Source organism: Leucobacter sp., assembly GCF_053528595.1.
Genome location: NZ_JAIVPF010000085.1, coordinates 16145 through 36373 on the forward strand (window position 1 = coordinate 16145; position 20229 = coordinate 36373).

Consider the following 20229-nt stretch of genomic DNA (forward strand, 5'->3'; position numbering starts at 1 on the left):
CACCCGCCGCGGAGTTCTCGCATGGCCGATCCACCGCGCCGGGAATCGAATATTTTCGCGCGATGCGGTGTTGAAGAACACGTGTCACTGACACAGGGACTGAGAAGAGAAGCCATCACATGAGCGATCACAACGCTGCCGGGACCACGTCCGAGGAGACGAAGCGGCCCCGCACCCTCGCCGAGAAGCTGTGGGACGACCACGTCGTCGTCAAGGGCGAGAACGGCGAGCCGGATCTCATCTACATCGACCTCCACCTGATCCACGAGGTGACGAGCCCGCAGGCCTTCGACGGCCTGCGGATGGCCGACCGGCCGCTGCGCCGCGTCGACCTCATGATCGCGACCGAGGACCACAACACTCCCACGGTCAACATCACGAAGCAGATCGAGGATCCGACCAGCCGCCTCCAGATCGAGACGCTGCGCAACAACGTCGCCGAGTTCGGCGTGCGCGCCCACCCGCTGGGCGACAAGGAGCAGGGCATCGTGCACGTCGTCGGGCCGCAGCTGGGCCTCTCGATGCCGGGCATCACCGTGGTCTGCGGCGACAGCCACACCTCGACGCACGGCGCGTTCGGCGCGCTGGCCTTCGGCATCGGCACGAGCGAGGTCGAGCACGTCATGGCGACGCAGACGCTGCCGCTGAAGCCCTTCAAGACGATGGCGATCAACGTCGACGGCGAGCTGCGCCCCGGCGTGACCGCGAAGGACATCATCCTCGCCGTCATCGCGAAGATCGGCACGGGCGGCGGCCAGGGCTACGTGCTCGAGTACCGCGGCTCGGCGATCCGGAACCTCTCGATGGACGGCCGCATGACCATCTGCAACATGTCGATCGAGGCCGGGGCGCGCGCCGGCATGGTGGCGCCGGACGAGATCACCTTCGAGTACGTGCAGGGCCGCCCGCACGCCCCGCAGGGCGCCGACTGGGACGCCGCGGTCGCGTACTGGAGCACGCTGGCCACCGACGAGGGCGCCGTCTTCGACCGGGAGGTGTTCATCGACGCGAACGAGCTCGAGCCGTTCGTGACGTGGGGCACGAACCCGGGTCAGGGCGTGCTGCTGAGCGATCGCGTGCCGAACCCCGCCGAGATCGAGGACCCCAACGAGCGCGCCGCCGCCGAGCGCGCGCTGGAGTACATGGACCTCGCGGCCGGCACCCCGATGAAGGAGATCCCGGTCGACGCCGTCTTCATGGGCTCGTGCACCAACAGCCGCCTCGACGACCTGCGCACCTTCGCGAGCATCATCAAGGGCAAGAAGAAGGCCGACGGCGTGCGCCTCATGGTGGTCCCCGGCTCGGCGCGCGTGCGGTTCGAGGCCGAGATGGAGGGCATCGACCGCATCGTCGAGGAGTTCGGCGGCGAGTGGCGCTTCGCCGGCTGCTCGATGTGCCTGGGCATGAACCCGGATCAGCTCGCCCCGGGCGAGCGCTGCGCGTCGACCTCGAACCGCAACTTCGAGGGCCGCCAGGGCAAGGGCGGCCGCACGCACCTCGTGTCGCCGCTCGTCGCGGCGGCGACCGCCATCCGCGGCACTCTGTCGAGCCCGTGGGACCTGCAGGAGGACGAGGCGAGGGGCATCACCCACGATGCGCCGCCGCGCTCCGCCGACGAGGCCCCCGTGCGCCGGCGCCTGCCGATCATGCCCGCTGCTGAGAAGGTCGAGGCCTGAACCATGGACAAGTTCATCACGATGACGGGTGTCGCCGCGCCGCTGAAACGCTCGAACGTCGACACCGACCAGATCATCCCCGCGGTGTTCCTGAAGCGCGTCACCAAGACCGGCTTCGAGGACGCGCTCTTCCACCACTGGCGTCAGGACGGGGACTTCGTGCTGAACCAGCCGGTGTACCGGGGCGCCAGCATCCTCGTCGCCGGCCCCGACTTCGGCACCGGCTCGTCGCGCGAGCACGCCGTGTGGGCGCTGCGCGACTTCGGCTTCAAGGTGGTCATCTCGCCCCGCTTCGCCGACATCTTCCGCGGCAACTCCGGTAAGCAGGGACTGCTCGCCGCGCAGGTCGAGGAGGCGGACGTCGAGCAGCTGTGGGCGGCGATCGACGCCGATCCCGGCGTGCAGCTGACCGTCAGCCTGGAGGACCGCACGGTCTCCGTGGGCGAGCTCACGGTGCCGTTCCAGATCGACGACTACACCCGCTGGCGCCTGATGGAGGGTCTCGACGACATCTCGCTGACGCTGCGCAACGAGCAGGCGATCTCGGACTTCGAGGCGCGCCGTCCCAGTTGGATGCCGACGACGACCCCGGTGGAGGCCGCGTGAACGACAAGCAGGTGAACACGGAGATCTCCGAGAGCGCCGAGGATCTCGCCGACCGGGGCCTCAAGAAGGACGCCGAGAAGGCGGGCGCCCGCGTGGGCCTGACCTCGGACGAGATCATCATCAACGGCGGCCGCCCGCTGCGGGGGCGCATCGAGGTGCGCGGCGCCAAGAACCTGGCGCCGAAGGCGATGGTCGCGGCGCTGCTCGGCAAGACCCCGAGCATCCTGCGCAACGTGCCGAACGTCTCGGACATCCGTGTGGTGGCCGGCCTGCTCGCGCTGCACGGCGTGCTCATCACCCGCGGCGAGGACCCCGGGGAGTGGCACTTCGACCCCTCGAACGTCGAGCAGGCGCACCACGCCGACATCGACGCCCACGCCGGCTCGTCGCGCATCCCGATCCTCTTCTGCGGACCGCTGCTGCATCGGCTCGGCGAGGCGTTCATCCCCGATCTCGGCGGCTGCCGCATCGGCGACCGGCCCATCGACTTCCACCTCGACGCACTGCGCAAGTTCGGCGCGGTCGTGGAGAAGCTGCCCAGCGGGATCAGCCTGACGGCCCCCGACGGGCTCACGGGCGCCAGCATCGAGCTGCCCTACCCGTCGGTGGGCGCCACCGAGCAGGTGCTGCTGACGGGAGTGCTCGCCAAGGGGCAGACCGAGCTGCGCAACGCGGCGATCGAGCCCGAGATCATCGACCTCATCTGCATTCTGCAGAAGATGGGGGCGATCATCACGGTCGAGCCCAACCGCGTCATCTTCATCGAGGGGGTCGACGAGCTGCGGGGCTACGACCACCGCGCCATCTTCGACCGCAACGAGGCCGCCAGCTGGGCCTCCGCGGCGCTCGCGACCAAGGGTGACGTGTTCGTCGGCGGCGCGAAGCAGGAGGAGATGATGACCTTCCTCAACGTGTTCCGCAAGGTCGGCGGCGACTTCGACGTGCACGACGACGGCATCCGCTTCTGGCACCCGGGCGGCGAGTTGAAGCCCGTCACCATCGAGACCGACGTGCACCCCGGCTTCATGACCGACTGGCAGCAGCCCCTCGTGGTGGCCCTCACGCAGGCGCAGGGCGTCTCGACCATTCACGAGACCGTCTACGAGAACCGCTTCGGCTTCACCGACGCGCTCAACAAGATGGGTGCCGAGATCCAGGTCTACAAGGACGGACTGCACGACGAGCACCGGCGCGTGAACCGCCGCGAGTTCGAGCAGGCAGCGGTGATCGCCGGCCCCAGCCGGCTCACCGGCGCCGAGATCGAGGTGCCCGATCTGCGCGGCGGATTCAGCTACCTCATCGCGGGCCTGACGGCCGAGGGCCAGACCAAGGTGACCAACCTCGGCATCATCTCGCGCGGCTACGAGAACTTCATCGAGAAGCTCCGCCAGCTCGGCGCCGACTTCATCTTCGAGAGCTGAGAGATTTCGACCGCGCGCTCCCGGAACGGCATGCCGCTCCGGGGGCGCGGCTCCGGGATAATGTGAGTATGACTGACACGGTGAAGCTCCGAAGCCGCTCCTCGGCGGAGAAACGACGTCCCTCCGTGTTCTGGCTGCTCGCAGGGCTGATCCTGCCGCTGTGGTCGCTCATGGTGCGCTACCGCTTCACCCCGCAGTCGCGGCTGCCGCAGACCGGGCCGTTCATCCTGGCGCCCAACCACTACAGCGAGATCGACCCCATCGCGATGGGTGCGGCGGTCTGGCACCTCGGACGCCTGCCACGGTTCATGGCCAAGGCGAGCCTCTTCAAGGTGCCCGTGCTGGGGTGGCTGCTGCGCTCCTCCGGGCAGATCCCGGTGGAGCGCGAGGGTGCGACCCGGGTGCGCCGGGCGGACGGCAGCCCGATGGGAGCCGCCGGTGCGCTCATCGAGCGGGAGGCCGGCGTGATCGTCTACCCCGAGGGCACGCTCACCCGCGACCCGGGCCTCTGGCCCATGCGGGGGAAGAGCGGCGCGGTGCGCCTGGCGCTCGAGACCGGCATCCCGCTGATCCCGGTCGCGCACTGGGGCACGCAGCGCCTCATGCCGCGGTACGCGAAGCGCATCCACCCGATCCCGCGCAAGACGATCCACGTCGCGGTGGGCGAACCGCTCGACCTCAGCCGCTTCAGCGGCCGCCACCCCGATCAGAAGGTGATCGCGGAGGCGACGAACCTGCTGATGGACGCGATCACCGCCCTGCTCGCCGAGCTGCGCGACGAGAAGCCCCCCGCCGAGCGGTGGGACCCCAGCAAGCATCAGCAGAGCGAGACGGGACGCTTTTGAGTACCAAACCCATCCCCGTGGTCACGGGCAACCGGTCGCGCAACCGCGGGCGCAAGGTCGCGGTGATCGGATCGGGCAGCTGGGGCACGACCTTCGCGAAGGTGCTGTGCGACGCCGGCTGCGACGTGACCGTGTGGGCCAGGCGGCCCGAGGTGGCGAACGAGATCCAGGTCGCCAAGCGCAACAGCCAGTACCTGCCCGGGATCAATCTGCCGAAGAACCTCAAGGCCACCAGCGAGCTGGGGGCGGCGCTCAAGGGGGCCCGCCTGGTGTTCCTGGCGGTGCCGAGCCAGACCCTGCGTCAGAACCTCATCGACCTCGAACCCTACCTCGATCGCCGCAGCGTGCTCGTGAGCCTGGTCAAGGGCGTGGAGAAGACCACCACGATGCGCATGTCGGAGGTCATCGCGGATGCGCTGGACGTCGGCCCCGAGCGCATCGCCGTGGTCTCGGGCCCCAACATCGCGCTCGAGATCGCGAAGGAGCAGCCCACCGGAGCCGTCGCCTCCTGCGCCGATCTGGGAGTGGCGCAGGAGATCGCCACGGCCGCGTCGGCGCCCTACTTCCGCACCTACGTCAACACGGACGTCGTGGGCACCGAGCTCGGCGGCGTGCTGAAGAACCTCATCGCGCTCGCCATCGGCATCGTCGACGGCGTGGGCTACGGCGAGAACACGAAGGCCGCGATCATCACGCGCGGCCTCGCCGAGATGACGGAGTTCTCCGTCGCGTCGGGGGCGGATCCCGCCACGCTCTCGGGACTCGCCGGCCTGGGCGACCTCATCGCGACCTGCCAGTCGCCGCTCTCGCGCAACAACACCGCCGGCCGGCTCATCGGCCAGGGGTACACGCAGGAGGAGACGCGGGAGCAGATGCAGCAGGTGGCCGAGGGCATCACCTCCGTGCACCCCGTGCTCGAGCTGGCGCGGGAGCGCGGCATCGTGATGCCGATCGTCGAGCAGGTGCAGATGGTGCTGAACGGCACCATGGCGCCGAAGAACCTCGGCCCGCACCTCGCGACCGAGGACGACGTGCCCCAGCCCGAGCTCAGCCTCGCGGGGCCCGAGCCCGGCCGCTGGCGCCGGCTGCTGGACCGACTGAAGGGAACCCCCGCGTGAACACCGTCGCCAAGCGCACCGTCGCACTCCTGTTCGGCGGCCGGTCGAGCGAGCACGGCATCAGCTGCGTCACCGCGGCCGGCGTGCTCCGCGCGATCGACCGCTCCCGATTCGAGGTGATCCTCGTCGGCATCACCCGGCAGGGCGCGACCGTGCTGATGCACGAGAGCGACCTCGAGGGCTACCGGCTCGAGGCGGGCGCTCTGCCCGAGGTGCGCGACAACGGCACGCGGGTGCTGTGGCCGGCGTCGACCGCGACCCGTGCGCTCACCGTGATCGACCAGGCCGGCTCGCTGCGCACGCTCGGGCACGTCGACGCGGTGCTGCCGATGCTGCACGGGCCCTACGGCGAGGACGGCACCGTGCAGGGCATGCTCGACCTCGTCGACCTGCCGTACGTGGGCAGCGGTGTGCTCGGATCCGCGCTGTGCATGGACAAACACGCGGTGAAGACGGTGCTGGCCGACGCGGGGATCCGGGTGGCGCCGTGGCGCACCGTGACCCGCGAGCAGCTGGCTCGGGATCCGTACCTGGCGGAGCGCCTCGACGAGGGGCTGCGGTACCCGCTGTTCGTGAAGCCCGCCCGCGCCGGGTCGTCCGTCGGCGTGAGCCGGGTGACCGAGACGGCCGGCATCCCCGCCGCGCTCGAGACCGCCTTCGCCGAGGACCGCACCGTGCTGATCGAGTCGGGCGTGACCGGCCGCGAGGTCGAGATCGCGGTGCTGGAGGGGCGCGGCGACGCCGCGCCGCGCACCAGCTCGGTGATCGGCGAGATCGTGTTCACCGGGCGCGACTTCTACGACTTCGACGCGAAGTACCTCGGCGCCGCCGGCGTGGAGCTCGAGCTGCCCGCGAAGGTGACGGAGGACGAGTTCGCGGCGATCCGCGAGGCCGCCGTGCTCGCCTTCGAGGTCACCCAGTGCGCCGGGCTCGCGCGCATCGACTTCTTCCTCACCGCGGACGGCCCCGTGCTCAACGAGATCAACACGCTTCCCGGATTCACCCCGATCTCGATGTACCCGCGCCTCTGGGAGGAGTCCGGGCTCGGATACACGGAGCTCATCACGGAGCTCATCGAGCTGGCGATCGCGCGGGAACCCGCGTACTGAGCGCGGAGGGGGTCATCTCTCCATCCTGCGTGCGTGCGATTCGCGCGGCACGACCGGCTTCGCCGCGCGCAGAACGACCGCTGCCGCGCCCGGCCTAGAGATCGAGCGTGTCCGTGAGGCTGGTGCACTGGCGCAGCTGGGGCAGCTGCTGCGCGACCGCTCCCAGGTCGAGCACGGCCTCGGTCCCGCTGACCTGATCGGAGTCCACGAAGACCGCGAGCCCGGGTGAGCGGCCGTAGGCCTCGAAGCGGTAGATCGGCGCGGCCGAGTCGTCCACGATCCAGTCGACGCCGTTGACGTTGACGCAGCTGTCGGTCGTGGGGCCGCTCGGCTCGATCCCGCACTGCAGCTGCACCGCCGCGGGGTTGCCCCAGGCGCCGGTCGACTGCGCATTGGTGGTGCGTCGATCCATGCCGGCGACCTGTGCGGGCAGCCGCACGATGACGTCGGCGCACGCGGGGTCGTTCGCGTTCTCGGCGGCCTCCATCGGCACGTCGCCCGCGCAGGCGGTGAGCAGCGAGGTCGCGCCGGCGAGCACGGCGGTCAGCGCGAGGATCCGGAGAACGGGAGACTTCACGCTGCCAGCTTAGCGAGGCGCTCCTGTGCACTAGTTTGGGAGGGTGATGCAGACCGTGGGCGAGCTGGGGGAGAACGGCGTGCTCGGTCGGGTGCTGGCGCGCCTGAGCGGGGCTCGGGCGGCGGTGCTCGGGCCGGGCGACGACTGCGCGGTGCTGCGCGTGCGCGGCGACGCCGTGGTGACGACCGACACGATGATCGAGGGCCCCGACTTCAGGCTGGCGTGGCACGACGGCTTCGAGCTGGGGTGGAAGCTCGCGGCCACGAACCTCTCGGACGTCGCCGCCATGGGCGCCGTGCCCACCGCTCTCACGCTGGCCCTCGCGGTGCCGCACGACACGCCGGTCGCCCTGCTCGAGCGCATCGCCGAGGGGCTCGACGCCGCCTGCCGCACGCTCGCGCCCGGCTGCGGCGTGATCGGCGGCGACCTCGGACGGGCGCACGCCGTGACCGCGGCGGTGACGGCGATCGGGGAGCTGGACGGCCGCGCCCCGGTGCTCCGCTCGGGTGCGCGGCCCGGCGATGTCGTGGCCTACGCGGGCGAGCTCGGTCTCGCGGGGCTGGGCCTCTCGCTGCTGTTCGCCGAGGCCGCCGAGCCCGATGGGACCGCGCACGACCGCACCCTGGCCGAGCTCTGGGCGCGGCACCCCGAGGCGCTCGCGGCGCAGCTCGCGCCGGCGCCGCCGATCCCGCTCGGCCCGGTCGCGGCGCGCGCCGGGGCGAGCGCGATGATGGACGTCTCCGACTCGCTGTCGATCGACGCCCACCGGCTCGCGCGCGCCGGCGGCGTGCGGGTGCGGCTCGACGGCGCCCTGCTGGAGTCGGGTTTCGGCGAGCAGCACGGGGTGCGGGTGTCCGTCGAGGCGATGCTCACGGGCGGCGAGGACCACGGGCTGCTGGCGACGTTCCCCGCGAGCGCCGCACTGCCGGACGGCTTCCGGCCGATCGGCGCGGTGGGCGAGGGATCGGGGGTGCTGCTCGACGACGCGGCGATCGAGCCGCGCGGCTGGGACCCCTACACGGTGCGGCCGCCGGGGTCGTAGCCGCGAGGGGCTCGGGGCTGCGGCTAGTCCGCGGCTGTGGCCAGCCGCAGCGCCGCCCACAGCTCGGCTCGGGTGTCGGGGGAGTCGAGGTCGGCCTGCAGCAGCTGGGCCGCCGTCTGCACTCGCGCCTTGAGGGTGTGCCGGTGCACCCCCAGCTCGGCGGCCGCGGGACTCGTCTGTCCGTGGTGCGCGAGCCAGGCGGCGAGGCTCTCCTCGATGGTGTCGTCGTGGCGCCGGTCGTGGTGCCGGATCGGGGCGAGCAGGCCCTCGGCGCGCCGGCGGCCCTCGGGGTGCGTGCTCAGCAGGTGGAGCACGCCGTCGTGCAGCGCGGGCAGGTAGTCGACGGGGGCCTCCGCGCCGCTTGCGAGCGAGTAGGCGAGCGCGCGGTCGGCCTGGCCCAGCAGCTCCCCGAGCCGCTGCAGGGTGCCGCGCTCCGAGATGCCGGAGGGCACCCGGTGGGAGAGGAGGAGGCGGCGGATCGCCGGCAGGTGCCGGGTCTCGCCGACGATGAGCTCGGAGCCGCCGTGCGAGGCCGTGATGAGGCCCGGGCTCCCCGCGTCCAAGGAGTGCAGATCCTCCAGCAGCGCCGGGTCCGGGTGCTCGGCCGCGGGGTAGCGGGCCACCACGACGGGCCCGCGCGGCAGCCGGGACAGCGCGCCGCGGCTGAGGGCCTCGGCGAGCGCGAAATCCTTCGCCAGCAGCAGCCGCACGATCGCCTCGCGCAGCGCCGACTGCGCGTCGTCGATGCCGCTGCGGTGCTCGAGCTGCACCGTCGCGATCGCGGCGACGAGACCGATGAGGGTGCGCTCAGCGGTGTCGGGGGCGCCGTGATCCTCGACCACGAGCACCCCGAGCACGCGGCCCTGCCGGCCGAGCGCCTGCATCTGGATGCCGAACCCCTCGTCGGAGCCGATGCGGCCCGCGCTGACGCCGCGCTCGATGAGGCGCCTGGTCTCGCGCCGGAGCCACTCGGGCTGCATCTCGGCCCGGGCGGCCCGCGGCGCGAACTCGATGATGCGCCCCGAGCGGTCGGTCACGCAGACCCAGCGCCCGAGCCGGGCGGCGGCCTCGCGCACGGCGGCCCCGAGCCCGTCGCGGTGCAGCGACGCGGCGGCGACGGCGCGCTGCGACTCGAGCGCCCACAGGTCGCGCTCGCGGGCGCGGGCGTCGAGCAGGCGGGCCGCGGTCTGCACGATCTCGATGAAGGCGGTGTCGTACGGCACGCGGAAGAGCGGCAGGCCGAGCCGGTCGCAGGCGGACACGATGCGGGCCGGCACGCGGTCGAAGTGCAGGCCGACCGCGACGCCGAGGGCGGTGACGCCCGCATCGATCAGCCGCCGCACGTACGCGTCGGCGTCCTCCTGATCGCCCACGGCCGAGAATCGCGCGCCCGTGGTGAGCAGCACCGTGCGCGGCGGGAGGAACGGCGTGGGATCCTCGAGCTCGCTCACGTGCACCCACTGCACGGCGCGGTCGGCTGCGTGCTCGGAGGATCCCGCGATGAGCACCAGGCTGAGCTGGTACTGGTGCAGCAGCTCGCCGAGCGCGATCGTGGGCTGGGGGAGCGTCGCGCTCTCGGACGCTGCCGGGCGGCCCTGTGCCTCTGCCATGGTCCTCCCGGACTCGGTGTAGCCACTCTGTCGAAAGTCTCGGCAGATTTACTCCATTGTGGCACGAAGCGCCGTGGGGGTCACGGACTAGGCTGATCCGGAATCATCCGAATCCGCGCCGCGTGGGCGCGGGTTCAATCGAGTCTCAGGGCGCAGGCCCAGGCAAGGAGAATCATCATGGTCGATGTCATCGGCGGTCCCTCGCTTCCGCAGGAGCGCAAGCTCGTCACCAGCATCCCCGGCCCCAAGTCGCAGGAGATGCTGGCCCGCAAGAACGCCGCGGTCGCCGCCGGCGTCGGCGTGGCGCTCCCCGTCTCGATCGTCGCCGCGGGCGGCGGAGTGATGGTCGACGTCGACGGCAACTCGCTGATCGACCTCGGATCCGGCATCGCGGTGACCGGCGTCGGCAACTCGGCCCCGGCCGTCGTCAAGGCCGTGACCGAGCAGGTGCGGCGGTTCACGCACACCTGTTTCACCGTCACCCCCTACGACGGGTACGTGCAGGTCGCCGAGAAGCTCAACGAGCTCACCCCCGGCGATCACGAGAAGCGCTCCGCGCTCTTCAACTCGGGTGCCGAGGCCGTCGAGAACGCGATCAAGATCGCCCGCCACTACACCAAGAAGAACGCCGTCGTCGTCTTCGACCACGCCTACCACGGGCGCACCAACCTCACGATGGGCATGACCGCGAAGAACATCCCCTACAAGGACGGCTTCGGTCCCTTCGCCCCCGAGGTCTACCGCGTGCCCACCTCCTACCCCTTCCGCGACGGGCTCTCCGGCGCCGAGGCGGCGCAGGTCGCGCTGACCCAGATCGAGAAGCAGGTCGGCGCATCGAACCTCGCGGCGATCATCATCGAGCCGATCCAGGGCGAGGGCGGCTTCATCGCCCCGGCCGAGGGCTTCCTCCCCGCGCTGCAGGAGTGGGCGACCGCCAACGGCGTCGTCTTCATCCTCGACGAGGTGCAGACCGGCTTCGCCCGCACCGGCGACCTCTTCGCCGCGAACCACGAGGGCGTCGTCCCCGATCTCGTGACCACGGCCAAGGGCATCGCGGGCGGCCTGCCGCTCTCCGCGGTCACCGGCCGCGCCGAGATCATGGACTCCGCGCACGCGGGCGGCCTCGGCGGCACCTACGCCGGCAGCCCGATCGCCTGCGCCGCCGCGCTCGCCACGATCGAGACCTACCAGCAGGAGAACCTCACCGAGCGCGCCCGCGAGATCGGCGCCATCATCGAGGAGTTCTTCGGCGAGCTGGCGAAGAGCGACGACCGCATCGGCGACATCCGCGGCCGCGGCGCGATGCAGGCGATCGAGCTCGTGGAGTCCGGTTCGAAGACTCCGAACGCGGCGCTCACCGGCGCCATCGCGAAGCGCGCGGGCGAGCAGGGCGTCATCCTGCTGACCTGCGGCACCTACGGCAACGTGATCCGCTTCCTCCCGCCGCTGGCGATCTCCGACGAGCTGCTGCGCGAGGGCCTGCAGATCGTCGCCGACGCCCTGGCCGCCAACTGACCGACGCAGTCGGTCGTCACGAAAGGACACCAGACATGGCACTCAAGCCCAATGAGCAGGAGCTGCTCGACCGCGTCGAGAGCGGTCTCGGGATCGGCGGCAAGTGGGAGGCCTCGACCTCCGGCGCGACGTTCGATGTGACCGATCCCGCGACGGGCGAGGTCATCAAGACGATCGCGGATGCGACGGTCGAGGACGCGGTGCGCGCGCTGGACGCCGCGGTGGAGGCGCAGGAGGAGTGGGGCAACACGCCCACCCGCGTGCGCTCGAACATCCTGCGCCGCGCCTTCGATCTGCTGATGGAGCGCAAGGAGGAGTTCGCGCTGCTGATGGCCATGGAGATGGGCAAGCCCATCGCCGAGGCCCGCGGCGAGGTCGTCTACGGCGGCGAGTTCCTGCGCTGGTTCTCGGAGGAGGCCGTGCGGGTGCAGGGCGACTACCGTCCGAACCCGGAGGGCACCGGCAACATGGTCGTGTCGCACCTGCCGGTGGGCCCCTGCTACTTCATCACGCCGTGGAACTTCCCGCTGGCGATGGCGACCCGCAAGATCGCCCCGGCGCTGGCTGCGGGCTGCACCTCGGTGATCAAGCCCGCAGCCCTCACGCCGCTGACCACGATCTACTTCGTGCAGCTGCTCGAGGAGGCCGGCCTGCCCGCGGGTGTGGTCAACGTCGTGCCGACCTCGAAGTCGAGCGCGCAGTCGAGCGCGCTGCTGTCGGATCCGCGCCTGCGCAAGCTGTCGTTCACGGGCTCCACGCCGGTGGGCGTGAAGCTGCTCGAGGCGGCGGCTCAGAACGTGCTGCGCACCTCGATGGAGCTCGGCGGCAACGCGCCGTTCGTCGTGTTCGAGGACGCGGACCTGGACAAGGCCGTGGAGGGCGCGCTGCTGGCGAAGTTCCGCAACATCGGCCAGGCCTGCACCGCCGCGAACCGCATCATCGTGCACGAGTCGGTCGCGGACGAGTTCGCGCGCCGCGTGGGCGAGAAGGTCGCGGCCATGTCGATCGGCCGAGGCGCCGACGAGGGCAACGACATCGGCGCCCTGGTCGAGGAGAAGGCCGTGGCCAACACTGCCCGCCTCGTCGCCGACGCGGTGGAGACCGGCGGCACGATCGTCACCGGCGGAGAGATCGTGGACGGCCCGGGCCACTTCTTCCAGCCGACCGTGATCGACAAGCTCAGCCCGCAGGCGGCGATCATGCGCGAGGAGATCTTCGGGCCGGTGCTCGGGATCATCCGGTTCTCGACCGAGGACGAGGCCGTGGAGATCGCGAACAACACCGAGTACGGGCTCGTGAGCTACGTGTTCACCGAGAACCTCGCTCGCGGCCACCGCATGATCGAGAAGCTCGAGACCGGCATGATGGGCCTCAACACCGGCCTCGTGTCCAACGCGGCGGCCCCGTTCGGCGGCGTCAAGCAGTCGGGCGTCGGCCGCGAGGGCGGCTTCGACGGCATCCACGAGTTCCTCTCCACGAAGTACACCCTGATCCCGCGCTCCTAGGCGCGGCGCATCGCGAAGGCCCGGGATCCCTCTCGAGGGGGTCCCGGGCCTTCGGAGTCCCTCAGCGCCGCTGCGCGGGCTCCGAGCGCCTCAGCGCTGCGCGGGCCGCCTGTCGGCGGCAGAAATCGCGCAACGCGTTGCGTTGCCTCTAAGCGATTTCCGCCCACCACAGGGCGGTCTCGCCGTAGCGCTTCTCGCGCACGCGGGCGAGGCCGGCGGGCCAGCCCGGCTCGGGGGAGCGGCTGCTGCGTTCCACGAGCACGGCCGCGTCGGGGGTGAGCAGCGGCACGAGCGCCGCGAGGTTCGCGGTGAGCTCGGCCTCCCCGAGGTCGTAGGGAGGATCGAGCAGCGCGACGTCCCAGAGCGGCCCGGGATCCCGCGGCCCCGAGTGCGCTCCGTCGAGGTAGCCCTGCACCGACTGCCGCACCACCTCGATGCGGGGCGCCGGTCCGGCCGCCGCGGCCCGGTCGAACGCGCCGAGCACCGTACGGGCGTTGCGCCCCGCCACCTGCGCCGCGCCGGGGTGCTTCTCGACGAGCACCACCTCGGATGCCCCGCGGCTCGCGGCCTCGAGGCCCAGCGCGCCGGACCCCGCGTAGAGATCGAGCACCCGGCAGCCCTCGACCAGGCCCCAGGACTCGAGCGCGGAGAAGATCGCCTCGCGCACGCGGTCGCTCGTGGGCCGGGTACCCGACTTGGGCACTTCGAGGCGCAGGGATCCGGCGATCCCGGAGATTACTCTGGTCACTCCACGAGGGTAGCGCGCCCGGACCCGGGCGGTGCGCCTCGGGGGAGCTCGCGCGGGCGTCCGGGGTCGCCGCTACGCTGGAGGCATGACCCGCGCCACCCTCGACACACCCCTCGACGGGGTCGTCGGGGCGCGCACGGCGAAACCGCTGGAGCGCGCATTCGAGATGCGCACGGTGGGCGATCTGCTCCTCCACTTCCCGCGGCGGTACTCGCGCCGGGGCGAGCTGACCCCGCTGCGCGGCCTGCCGCTGGGGGAGCAGATCACCGTGGTCGCGCAGGTGCTCGACGTGCGGGAGCGCCGCATGCAGCGCCGCAACGGCAGCCTGCTCGAGGCGCGCATCACCGACGGCACCGGCACGCTCACGCTCACCTTCTTCAACCAGCAGTGGCGCGTGCGCGACCTCGTCGCGGGGCGCCGCGGCATCTTCGCGGGCAAGGTGAGCGAGTACCGAGGCCAGCTGCAGCTGCAGCACCCCGAGTACGAGCTGTTCGAGAACCGCGACGAGGCGCCGGGCGGCGAGCAGCTCGACGAGGCAGCGGCCAAGGCCTGGGCCGAGACGCCCGTGCCCATCTACCCGGCGACGGCGCAGATGCCGAGCTGGACCCTGCAGCGCGCCGTCGAGCTCGCGCTCGACGCGCTGGGGCCGGTGCCCGATCCGCTGCCGGCCGCCCTGCGCGAGTCCGAGGACGTCGTCGAGATCGGTCGCGCCCTCGAGCTGATCCACCGCCCGCAGCGCGACGCCGACTGGCGCGCGGCGCGGCACAGCATGCTCTTCCGCGAGGCGTTCGAACTGCAGCTCGCGCTGCTCGATCGGCGGCGCCGCGCCGGCCTCGAGGCGAGCACTCCGCGCCCCCTCGGCCCGGGCGACGCGGAGGGGCTGAGCCCGCTCGCCCGATTCGATGCGGCACTGCCCTTCGAGCTCACGGGGGATCAGCGCCGCGCGGGCGAGACCATCTCGGCGGAGCTCGCGGCGCCGCACCCGATGCACCGGCTGCTGCAGGGCGAGGTCGGATCGGGCAAGACCCTCGTCGCGCTCAGGGCCATGCTGCAGGTGGCCGGATCCGGCGGCCAGAGCGCGCTGCTCGCCCCCACCGAGGTGCTCGCGGCCCAGCACTTCCGCTCCATCACCGAGGCGCTGGGCCCGGAGCTCGCCGCCGAGCTCAACCCCGTGCTGCTGACCGGGCGCATGCCGGCGGGCGAGCGCAAGCGCGCGCTGCTGTCGCTCGCCTCCGGCACGGCGCGGATCGCGGTCGGCACGCACGCACTCATCAGCGAGGGGGTCGCGTTCTACGACCTCGGCTTCATCGTGGTCGACGAGCAGCACCGCTTCGGCGTCGAGCAGCGCGAGGCGCTGCGCCGCAAGGGCAGCCAGCCGCACGTGCTCGCCATGACCGCGACCCCCATTCCGCGCACCGTCGCGCTCACCGCCTTCGGCGACCTCGAGGTGCTCACGATCCGCGAGCTTCCCCGGGGCCGCCAGGGCATCGAGACGTTCACGGTGCCCGAGCTCGAGATGCCGGGCCGGGCCGCCCGGGTCTGGGCGCGCGCCGCCGAGGATCTCGCCGCGGGCCGCCAGGTCTACGTCGTCTGCCCGGCGATCTCGGCGGGCAACGCCGATCCCGAGCTGGAGGAGGACCCCGAGTCCGCCGACCGTCCGCTCGCCAACGTCGAGGACACGGTCGCGGAGCTGCGCCGGCGTCCCGAGTTCGCCGGCGTGGAGATCGCGGGCCTCGACGGCGGCATGAGCTCGGCCGACAAGGACCGCGTGATGCGGGCCTTCGCGGCCGGCGAGATCGGGATCCTCGTCGCCACGACCGTCATCGAGGTCGGCGTGAACGTGCCCAACGCCTCGATCATGATCGTGCGCGACGCGGATCGCTTCGGCATCTCGCAGCTGCACCAGCTGCGCGGCCGCGTCGGCCGGGGCGAGCACCCCGGCCTCTGCCTGCTCATGACCACCGCCGAGCAGGGCACGGTCGCCCGCGAGCGGATCGAGTCCGTGGCGAGCACCTCCGATGGCTTCGCGCTGGCCGAGATCGACCTCGAGCTGCGCCGCGAGGGCGACATCCTGGGCACCGCCCAGTCCGGCGGGCGCTCGACGCTCCGCCTGCTGCGCGTCGCCGAGCACGGCGAACTCATCATCCGCGCCCGCGAGCTGGCCGCGGAGCTGCTCGAACGCGATCCCGAGCTGCGCGAGGCGCCGGGGCTGGCAGCGCTGATCGCGCGCGAGCACGAGGCCGGCCACCTCGACAACCTCGCCAAGTCCTAGCCCGGGATCCTCGGAGAACACGGTACCCAGGTACCATCCCGGACAGCACCGGGGGCCGATCCGCCGGGCACCCGTGCGCTCCTAGCGTGGAACCATCGCCGAAACCCGGCGAGTGCGAACGCGAGGAGAGACCCATGATCGAGGCACGCGGCCTGAGCAAGCACTACGGGCAGAAGGTCGCGGTCGACGACCTCAGCTTCACCATCCGCCCCGGCCAGGTGACCGGCTTCCTCGGCCCCAACGGCGCCGGCAAGTCGACCACGATGCGGCTGACGGTCGGGCTCGACCGCCCGAGCGCCGGTACTGTCACGGTGAACGGGCACCGCTACCGCGACGCGGCGGCCCCCCTCTCCGAGGTGGGCGCGCTGCTCGACGCGAAGGGCGTGCACCCCGGGCGCAGCGCCCGCAGCCACCTCACCGCGCTCGCGGCCACGCACGGCATCCCCGACCGCCGGGTGCACGAGGTGCTCGAGCAGACCGGCCTCGCCGCGGTCGCGAACAAGCGCGTGGGCGGCTTCTCGCTGGGCATGGGGCAGCGGCTCGGGATCGCGGCCGCGCTGCTCGGGGATCCGCAGGTGCTGATCCTCGACGAGCCCGTCAACGGCCTCGACCCCGACGGGGTGCTGTGGGTGCGCCGGCTGCTGCGCCACCTGGCGGGCGAGGGCCGCACGGTGCTGCTGTCGAGCCACCTCATGAGCGAGATGGCGCAGAGCGCCGACCACGTGATCGTGCTCGGCCGCGGCCGCGTCGTGGCCGACGCCCCGATCGCCGAGATCCTCACCCGCGGCGGCGGCGACCGGGTCGCGGTGCGCAGCCCCGAGGCCGCGCGCCTCGCGGCCGCCCTGCTGAACATCGCCGGGGTCGAGCTCGAGCCGGAGGACGACGAGCGCTTCACCGCGAGCGGCATCGCCGCCGCCGAGATCGGGCGCGCCGCGGCGCAGCTCGGCATCGAACTGCACGAGCTCAGCCCCGTCGCCTCCAGCCTCGAGGACGCCTACCTCGCCCTCACCCGCGAGCAGGTCGAGTACCAGGCCGCGTGACCCCCGCCATCCCCGAACCGACCTCCCAGCAAAGGAACGCATCATGAACTCCACCATCGTCATCGACGCGAGCCGCGCGCCCGAGCCCGCGACCCCGGCCGCCTCCGCGCGCCCGGCGCGCGGGCCCCGCCCGACCCCGCAGTACCGCCTGAGCTTCGCGGGCGTGCTGCGCTCGGAGCGCATCAAGCTCACCTCGCTGCGCAGCATCCGGCTCACGCTGCTCATCACCGTGCTCCTCGGCCTCGGCCTGAGCGCGATGATCGCGCTGCTCTGGAGCCGCGACATCGGCGGCGAGGGCGCGATGGTCGGCTCCGATCCGGCGGGCCTGCAGACCTACCTGCTCATCGTGTCGACGTTCACCGCTCCCTTCCTCGCCCTCGTCTTCGGGGTGCTCGGGGTGTTCGCCATCTCGAGCGAGTACTCGAGCGGCATGATCCTCTCCACGCTCACGGCCGTGCCGAGGCGCTCGCCGGTGTTCGCCGCGAAGGCGCTGGTGACGGCCGCGATCGCCGCGATCACGGCGCTGGCCCTCGTGCTCGGCGGTCTCGGGATAGCGGTGGCCTTCCTGCCCGATGCCGCGGCGCAGATCGGCTCGACCGCGGTGATCTCGGGGGCGCTCGGAACGGTCGCCTACCTCGTGCTGATCGCCCTGCTCGCCTTCGGCGTCGCCGGCCTGCTGCGCTCGACCGCGGGCGGCATCGCGGTGGTGGCCGGCCTCACCTTCGTGCTGCCGATCGCGTTCCAGCTGCTCACGCTCACCGGCTGGGAGTGGGTCCCGACCGTCTCGGCGTACCTGCCGGCCGAACTCGGCAGTACGCTCTCGCAGGGCATCGCCGAGTCGACGCTCGCGGAGGTGGCGACGATCGAGGGCGCCGCCGCGCCCGCGGGCCCGGGCTACTGGCTCGCGCTCGTCTCGATGGTCGGCTGGGCGGCGATCGCGGTCGCCCCCGCGGCCCTCGCCTTCCAGCGCCGCGACGCCCGCTGAGCCGGGTGCCGTCGATCCGGGCCCGCGGTCGCGAGGATAGGCTGAGAGGGTGACCCAGCAGCCGAACGAGGGGGAGGTGCGCCTCCCGCGCCCGCCGGGGGTCCTCCGGCGGGCGCTCGCCGCGCACCCGCTCGCGGTCGACGTCTTCATCGTCGTCTGGTACTTCATCGGCTGTCTGCTCGGCCTGTTCATCGACTTCGTGGGCGCCGCGGCGCCGCTCGACGGCGACGGCCCCTGGTTCGCGATCCCCGGCTCCCTGGAGTGGCCGTGGTGGCCCGTCGCCGTGCTGCGCATCCTCGCCGTCGCCGCCGCGCTGCTCTTCCGCCGCCGCTATCCGCTCGCGGGCCTCATCGTCACGGTGCTGGCGATGTTCGGCGAGCAGGGGGCGCTGAGCCTCGCGACCGGCGTCGCCCTGCTGTTCATGCTCTACGCGGTGCCGGTCTACCGCAGCGTCGCCGCCGGCTGGCTCGGCTTCGGGATCGCGCTGGGCGCGAGCCTGCTGAGCTACGGGCTGGAATCGCTCGTGGGGGCGGCCGCCGGGGGCGACTCCGCACCGGGCAGCGTGCTCTTCACCGAGACGGGGCGCGCCGGCAGTATCGGCGAGTTCATCGCGATCAGCGTCATGACCGCGATCTGGTACCTCGCGATCGTCGTGCTCGGCATCAACCTGGGCAACCGGCGCCGCTACCTGCAGGCGATCATCGACCGGGCGCACCAGCTCGCCCGGGAGCGGGACCAGCTGGCGCGGCTCGCGGTCGCGGAGGAGCGATCCCGCATCGCCCGGGAGATGCACGACATCGTCGCGCACTCCGTGTCGGTGATGATCGCGCTGTCGGAGGGCGCCGCCCGCGCCGCCGCGGCGGCTCCCGACGACGCGGCGGACGCGATGCGGCGCAGCGCCGAGACCGGCCGCACCGCGCTCGCCGAGATGCGCCGGCTGCTCGGCGCGCTGCACTCGCCGGAGGGGCGGGCAGATCTCGTGCCGCAGCCCGGGGTGCAGGACCTGCCCGGGCTGGTGCGCGGCTTCGTCGACGCGGGGATCGCGGTGTCGCTCGAGGTGTCGGGGGAGGCGAGCGGCGACCGCGGGCAGGACCTGGCCGTCTACCGCGTCGTGCAGGAGGGGCTCACCAACGTGCTGCGATACGCGGGCACCGGCGCCCGGGCCAAGGTGACGGTGATGCGCCAGCCAGACCGCACGGTGGTGCAGGTGCGCGACTACGGCACGCCGCCCGGGGCGCCCACCCCCGTGGCGGGCCTGGGATCGGGCCGGGGCCTCGCCGGGCTCGCGGAGCGCGCCCGGGTGTTCGGCGGCAGCATCGAGTCCGGCCCGGTGGATCCGTCCGCCGGCGGCGGCTGGCGGCTGTGGGCGGTGCTGCCGGTGAATGCCGACGCGCGCGAGACCAACGAGACGGGCGCGACGAGCGCGACGAACGAGTCGACGACGGAGAGCGAGGACCGCGCATGAGCGACGAGCAGATCAGGGTGATGCTGGTCGACGACCAGGAGCTGATCCGCACCGGGTTCCGGCTGGTGCTGCTCGGCGAGCCGGGGGTCGACGTGGTGGCGGAGGCGTCGGACGGCGAGGCGGCGCTCGCCGAGCTCGCCCGCCTGCGCGCCGATGGATCGGGCTGCGACGTCGCGCTCATGGACGTGCGCATGCCCGGCATGAACGGCATCGATGCGACGGCGCGGATCGTGGCCGGGTTCCCGGAGACGCGCGTCGTGGTGCTGACCACCTTCGACCTCGACGAGTACGCCACGGGGGCGATCCGGGCGGGGGCGAGCGGCTTCCTGCTCAAGGATGCGCGGCCGACGGAGCTCGTCGACGCGATCCGGCGCGTGGCCGCCGGAGACGCCGCGATGGCGCCGAGCGTGACGAGGCGGCTGCTCGAGCAGATCAAGGCCGGGGGAGCGCCGGGGATCGGGGCGGCCGCGGCCGACGATCCCGCGCCCGACGAGGTGCTCGGCGCGCTCACCGAGCGCGAGCTCGACGTGCTGCGGCTCATCGCGGAGGGGAGGAACAACGCCGAGATCAGTGCGGAGCTCTTCCTCTCGGAGTCGACCGTGAAGACGCACGTCGGGCGCGTGCTGGCCAAGCTGCAGCTGCGGGATCGGGTGCACGCGGTGATCTTCGCCAAGCAGCACGGGCTGTAGGCTAGA

Annotated in this window: 17 protein-coding genes; 14 read left to right on the forward strand and 3 right to left on the reverse strand. The window is 72.3% G+C overall.

The window, feature by feature from the left end; genetic code table 11:
• Nucleotides 1-119: 119 nt before the first annotated feature.
• The 6 genes from leuC (at nucleotide 120) to ACWKZU_RS17025 (ending at nucleotide 6775) form a co-directional block, all read left to right on the forward strand.
• Nucleotides 120-1676 (forward strand): 3-isopropylmalate dehydratase large subunit, encoded by a 1557-nt coding sequence (leuC, locus tag ACWKZU_RS17000; protein ID WP_449283520.1) that lies wholly within the window; start codon nucleotides 120-122, stop codon nucleotides 1674-1676.
• Nucleotides 1677-1679: 3 nt separating this feature from the next.
• The gene (gene leuD / locus ACWKZU_RS17005; RefSeq protein ID WP_449283521.1) at nucleotides 1680-2282 is read left to right on the forward strand and encodes a 3-isopropylmalate dehydratase small subunit; all 603 of its coding nucleotides are present in this window, start codon (nucleotides 1680-1682) and stop codon (nucleotides 2280-2282) included.
• A gap of 92 nt (nucleotides 2283-2374) precedes the next feature.
• Nucleotides 2375-3703 carry a UDP-N-acetylglucosamine 1-carboxyvinyltransferase gene (gene murA / locus ACWKZU_RS17010; RefSeq protein ID WP_449283551.1) on the forward strand — a complete coding sequence of 443 codons (1329 nt, stop codon included), beginning with the start codon at nucleotides 2375-2377 and terminating at the stop codon, nucleotides 3701-3703.
• Between the two features lie 68 nt (nucleotides 3704-3771).
• Nucleotides 3772-4548, forward strand: coding sequence for a lysophospholipid acyltransferase family protein (locus ACWKZU_RS17015; protein WP_449283522.1), 777 nt, complete (start codon nucleotides 3772-3774; stop codon nucleotides 4546-4548).
• On the forward strand, nucleotides 4545-5666 hold the full coding sequence (locus ACWKZU_RS17020; RefSeq protein ID WP_449283523.1) for an NAD(P)H-dependent glycerol-3-phosphate dehydrogenase: 1122 nt from the start codon (nucleotides 4545-4547) through the stop codon (nucleotides 5664-5666). Before ACWKZU_RS17015 ends, ACWKZU_RS17020 begins: the two co-directional genes overlap by 4 nt.
• A complete protein-coding gene (locus ACWKZU_RS17025) occupies nucleotides 5663-6775 on the forward strand; it encodes a D-alanine--D-alanine ligase family protein (protein ID WP_449283524.1) in 1113 nt (370 codons plus the stop codon). The genes ACWKZU_RS17020 and ACWKZU_RS17025 overlap by 4 nt, the downstream gene beginning before the upstream one ends.
• Nucleotides 6776-6869: 94 nt before the next feature.
• On the opposite strand, the gene ACWKZU_RS17030 is transcribed toward ACWKZU_RS17025, so the two are convergent.
• Nucleotides 6870-7352 (reverse strand): DUF3515 family protein, encoded by a 483-nt coding sequence (locus tag ACWKZU_RS17030; protein ID WP_449283525.1) that lies wholly within the window; start codon nucleotides 7350-7352, stop codon nucleotides 6870-6872.
• A 46-nt stretch (nucleotides 7353-7398) separates the two neighbouring features.
• Between ACWKZU_RS17030 and thiL the strand changes: the two genes are divergently transcribed.
• Complete coding sequence (gene thiL, locus ACWKZU_RS17035; protein WP_449283552.1) at nucleotides 7399-8394, forward strand: thiamine-phosphate kinase; 996 nt, start codon at nucleotides 7399-7401, stop codon at nucleotides 8392-8394.
• A gap of 23 nt (nucleotides 8395-8417) precedes the next feature.
• Here thiL and ACWKZU_RS17040 read toward each other — a convergent pair whose 3' ends face one another.
• Nucleotides 8418-10004, reverse strand: a complete 1587-nt coding sequence (locus tag ACWKZU_RS17040) for a PucR family transcriptional regulator (protein ID WP_449283526.1) — start codon at nucleotides 10002-10004, stop codon at nucleotides 8418-8420.
• A gap of 177 nt (nucleotides 10005-10181) precedes the next feature.
• On the opposite strand from ACWKZU_RS17040, the gene gabT reads away from it, so the two are divergent.
• Nucleotides 10182-11519 carry a 4-aminobutyrate--2-oxoglutarate transaminase gene (gene gabT, locus ACWKZU_RS17045; RefSeq protein ID WP_449283527.1) on the forward strand — a complete coding sequence of 446 codons (1338 nt, stop codon included), beginning with the start codon at nucleotides 10182-10184 and terminating at the stop codon, nucleotides 11517-11519.
• Nucleotides 11520-11554: 35 nt separating this feature from the next.
• Complete coding sequence (locus ACWKZU_RS17050; RefSeq protein WP_449283528.1) at nucleotides 11555-13024, forward strand: NAD-dependent succinate-semialdehyde dehydrogenase; 1470 nt, start codon at nucleotides 11555-11557, stop codon at nucleotides 13022-13024.
• 148 nt (nucleotides 13025-13172) lie between these two features.
• On the opposite strand, the gene ACWKZU_RS17055 is transcribed toward ACWKZU_RS17050, so the two are convergent.
• Complete coding sequence (locus tag ACWKZU_RS17055; RefSeq protein ID WP_449283529.1) at nucleotides 13173-13772, reverse strand: RsmD family RNA methyltransferase; 600 nt, start codon at nucleotides 13770-13772, stop codon at nucleotides 13173-13175.
• Nucleotides 13773-13857: 85 nt separating this feature from the next.
• Between ACWKZU_RS17055 and ACWKZU_RS17060 the strand changes: the two genes are divergently transcribed.
• From ACWKZU_RS17060 to ACWKZU_RS17080, 5 genes are all read left to right on the forward strand, one after another.
• Nucleotides 13858-16044 carry an ATP-dependent DNA helicase RecG gene (locus tag ACWKZU_RS17060; protein ID WP_449283530.1) on the forward strand — a complete coding sequence of 729 codons (2187 nt, stop codon included), beginning with the start codon at nucleotides 13858-13860 and terminating at the stop codon, nucleotides 16042-16044.
• A 134-nt stretch (nucleotides 16045-16178) separates the two neighbouring features.
• Nucleotides 16179-17084, forward strand: coding sequence for an ABC transporter ATP-binding protein (locus ACWKZU_RS17065; protein ID WP_449283531.1), 906 nt, complete (start codon nucleotides 16179-16181; stop codon nucleotides 17082-17084).
• 43 nt (nucleotides 17085-17127) lie between these two features.
• A complete protein-coding gene (locus ACWKZU_RS17070) occupies nucleotides 17128-18069 on the forward strand; it encodes an ABC transporter permease subunit (RefSeq protein WP_449283532.1) in 942 nt (313 codons plus the stop codon).
• A gap of 49 nt (nucleotides 18070-18118) precedes the next feature.
• A complete protein-coding gene (locus ACWKZU_RS17075; RefSeq protein ID WP_449283533.1) occupies nucleotides 18119-19534 on the forward strand; it encodes a sensor histidine kinase in 1416 nt (471 codons plus the stop codon).
• Nucleotides 19531-20223, forward strand: coding sequence for a response regulator (locus tag ACWKZU_RS17080; RefSeq protein WP_449283534.1), 693 nt, complete (start codon nucleotides 19531-19533; stop codon nucleotides 20221-20223). The genes ACWKZU_RS17075 and ACWKZU_RS17080 overlap by 4 nt, the downstream gene beginning before the upstream one ends.
• Nucleotides 20224-20229 lie beyond the last annotated feature (6 nt).

Excerpts from the sequence above, each read along its gene's own strand:
- ACWKZU_RS17050 (WP_449283528.1), top strand. The coding sequence starts at position 11,555 with ATGGCACTCAAGCCCAATGAGCAGGAGCTGCTCGACCGCGTCGAGAGC.
- leuC (WP_449283520.1), top strand. The coding sequence starts at position 120 with ATGAGCGATCACAACGCTGCCGGGACCACGTCCGAGGAGACGAAGCGG.
- leuD (WP_449283521.1), top strand. The coding sequence starts at position 1,680 with ATGGACAAGTTCATCACGATGACGGGTGTCGCCGCGCCGCTGAAACGC.
- ACWKZU_RS17060 (WP_449283530.1), top strand. The coding sequence starts at position 13,858 with ATGACCCGCGCCACCCTCGACACACCCCTCGACGGGGTCGTCGGGGCG.
- ACWKZU_RS17015 (WP_449283522.1), top strand. The coding sequence starts at position 3,772 with ATGACTGACACGGTGAAGCTCCGAAGCCGCTCCTCGGCGGAGAAACGA.
- thiL (WP_449283552.1), top strand. The coding sequence starts at position 7,399 with ATGCAGACCGTGGGCGAGCTGGGGGAGAACGGCGTGCTCGGTCGGGTG.
- ACWKZU_RS17070 (WP_449283532.1), top strand. The coding sequence starts at position 17,128 with ATGAACTCCACCATCGTCATCGACGCGAGCCGCGCGCCCGAGCCCGCG.
- ACWKZU_RS17040 (WP_449283526.1), bottom strand. The coding sequence starts at position 10,004 with ATGGCAGAGGCACAGGGCCGCCCGGCAGCGTCCGAGAGCGCGACGCTC.
- ACWKZU_RS17080 (WP_449283534.1), top strand. The coding sequence starts at position 19,531 with ATGAGCGACGAGCAGATCAGGGTGATGCTGGTCGACGACCAGGAGCTG.
- gabT (WP_449283527.1), top strand. The coding sequence starts at position 10,182 with ATGGTCGATGTCATCGGCGGTCCCTCGCTTCCGCAGGAGCGCAAGCTC.
- ACWKZU_RS17065 (WP_449283531.1), top strand. The coding sequence starts at position 16,179 with ATGATCGAGGCACGCGGCCTGAGCAAGCACTACGGGCAGAAGGTCGCG.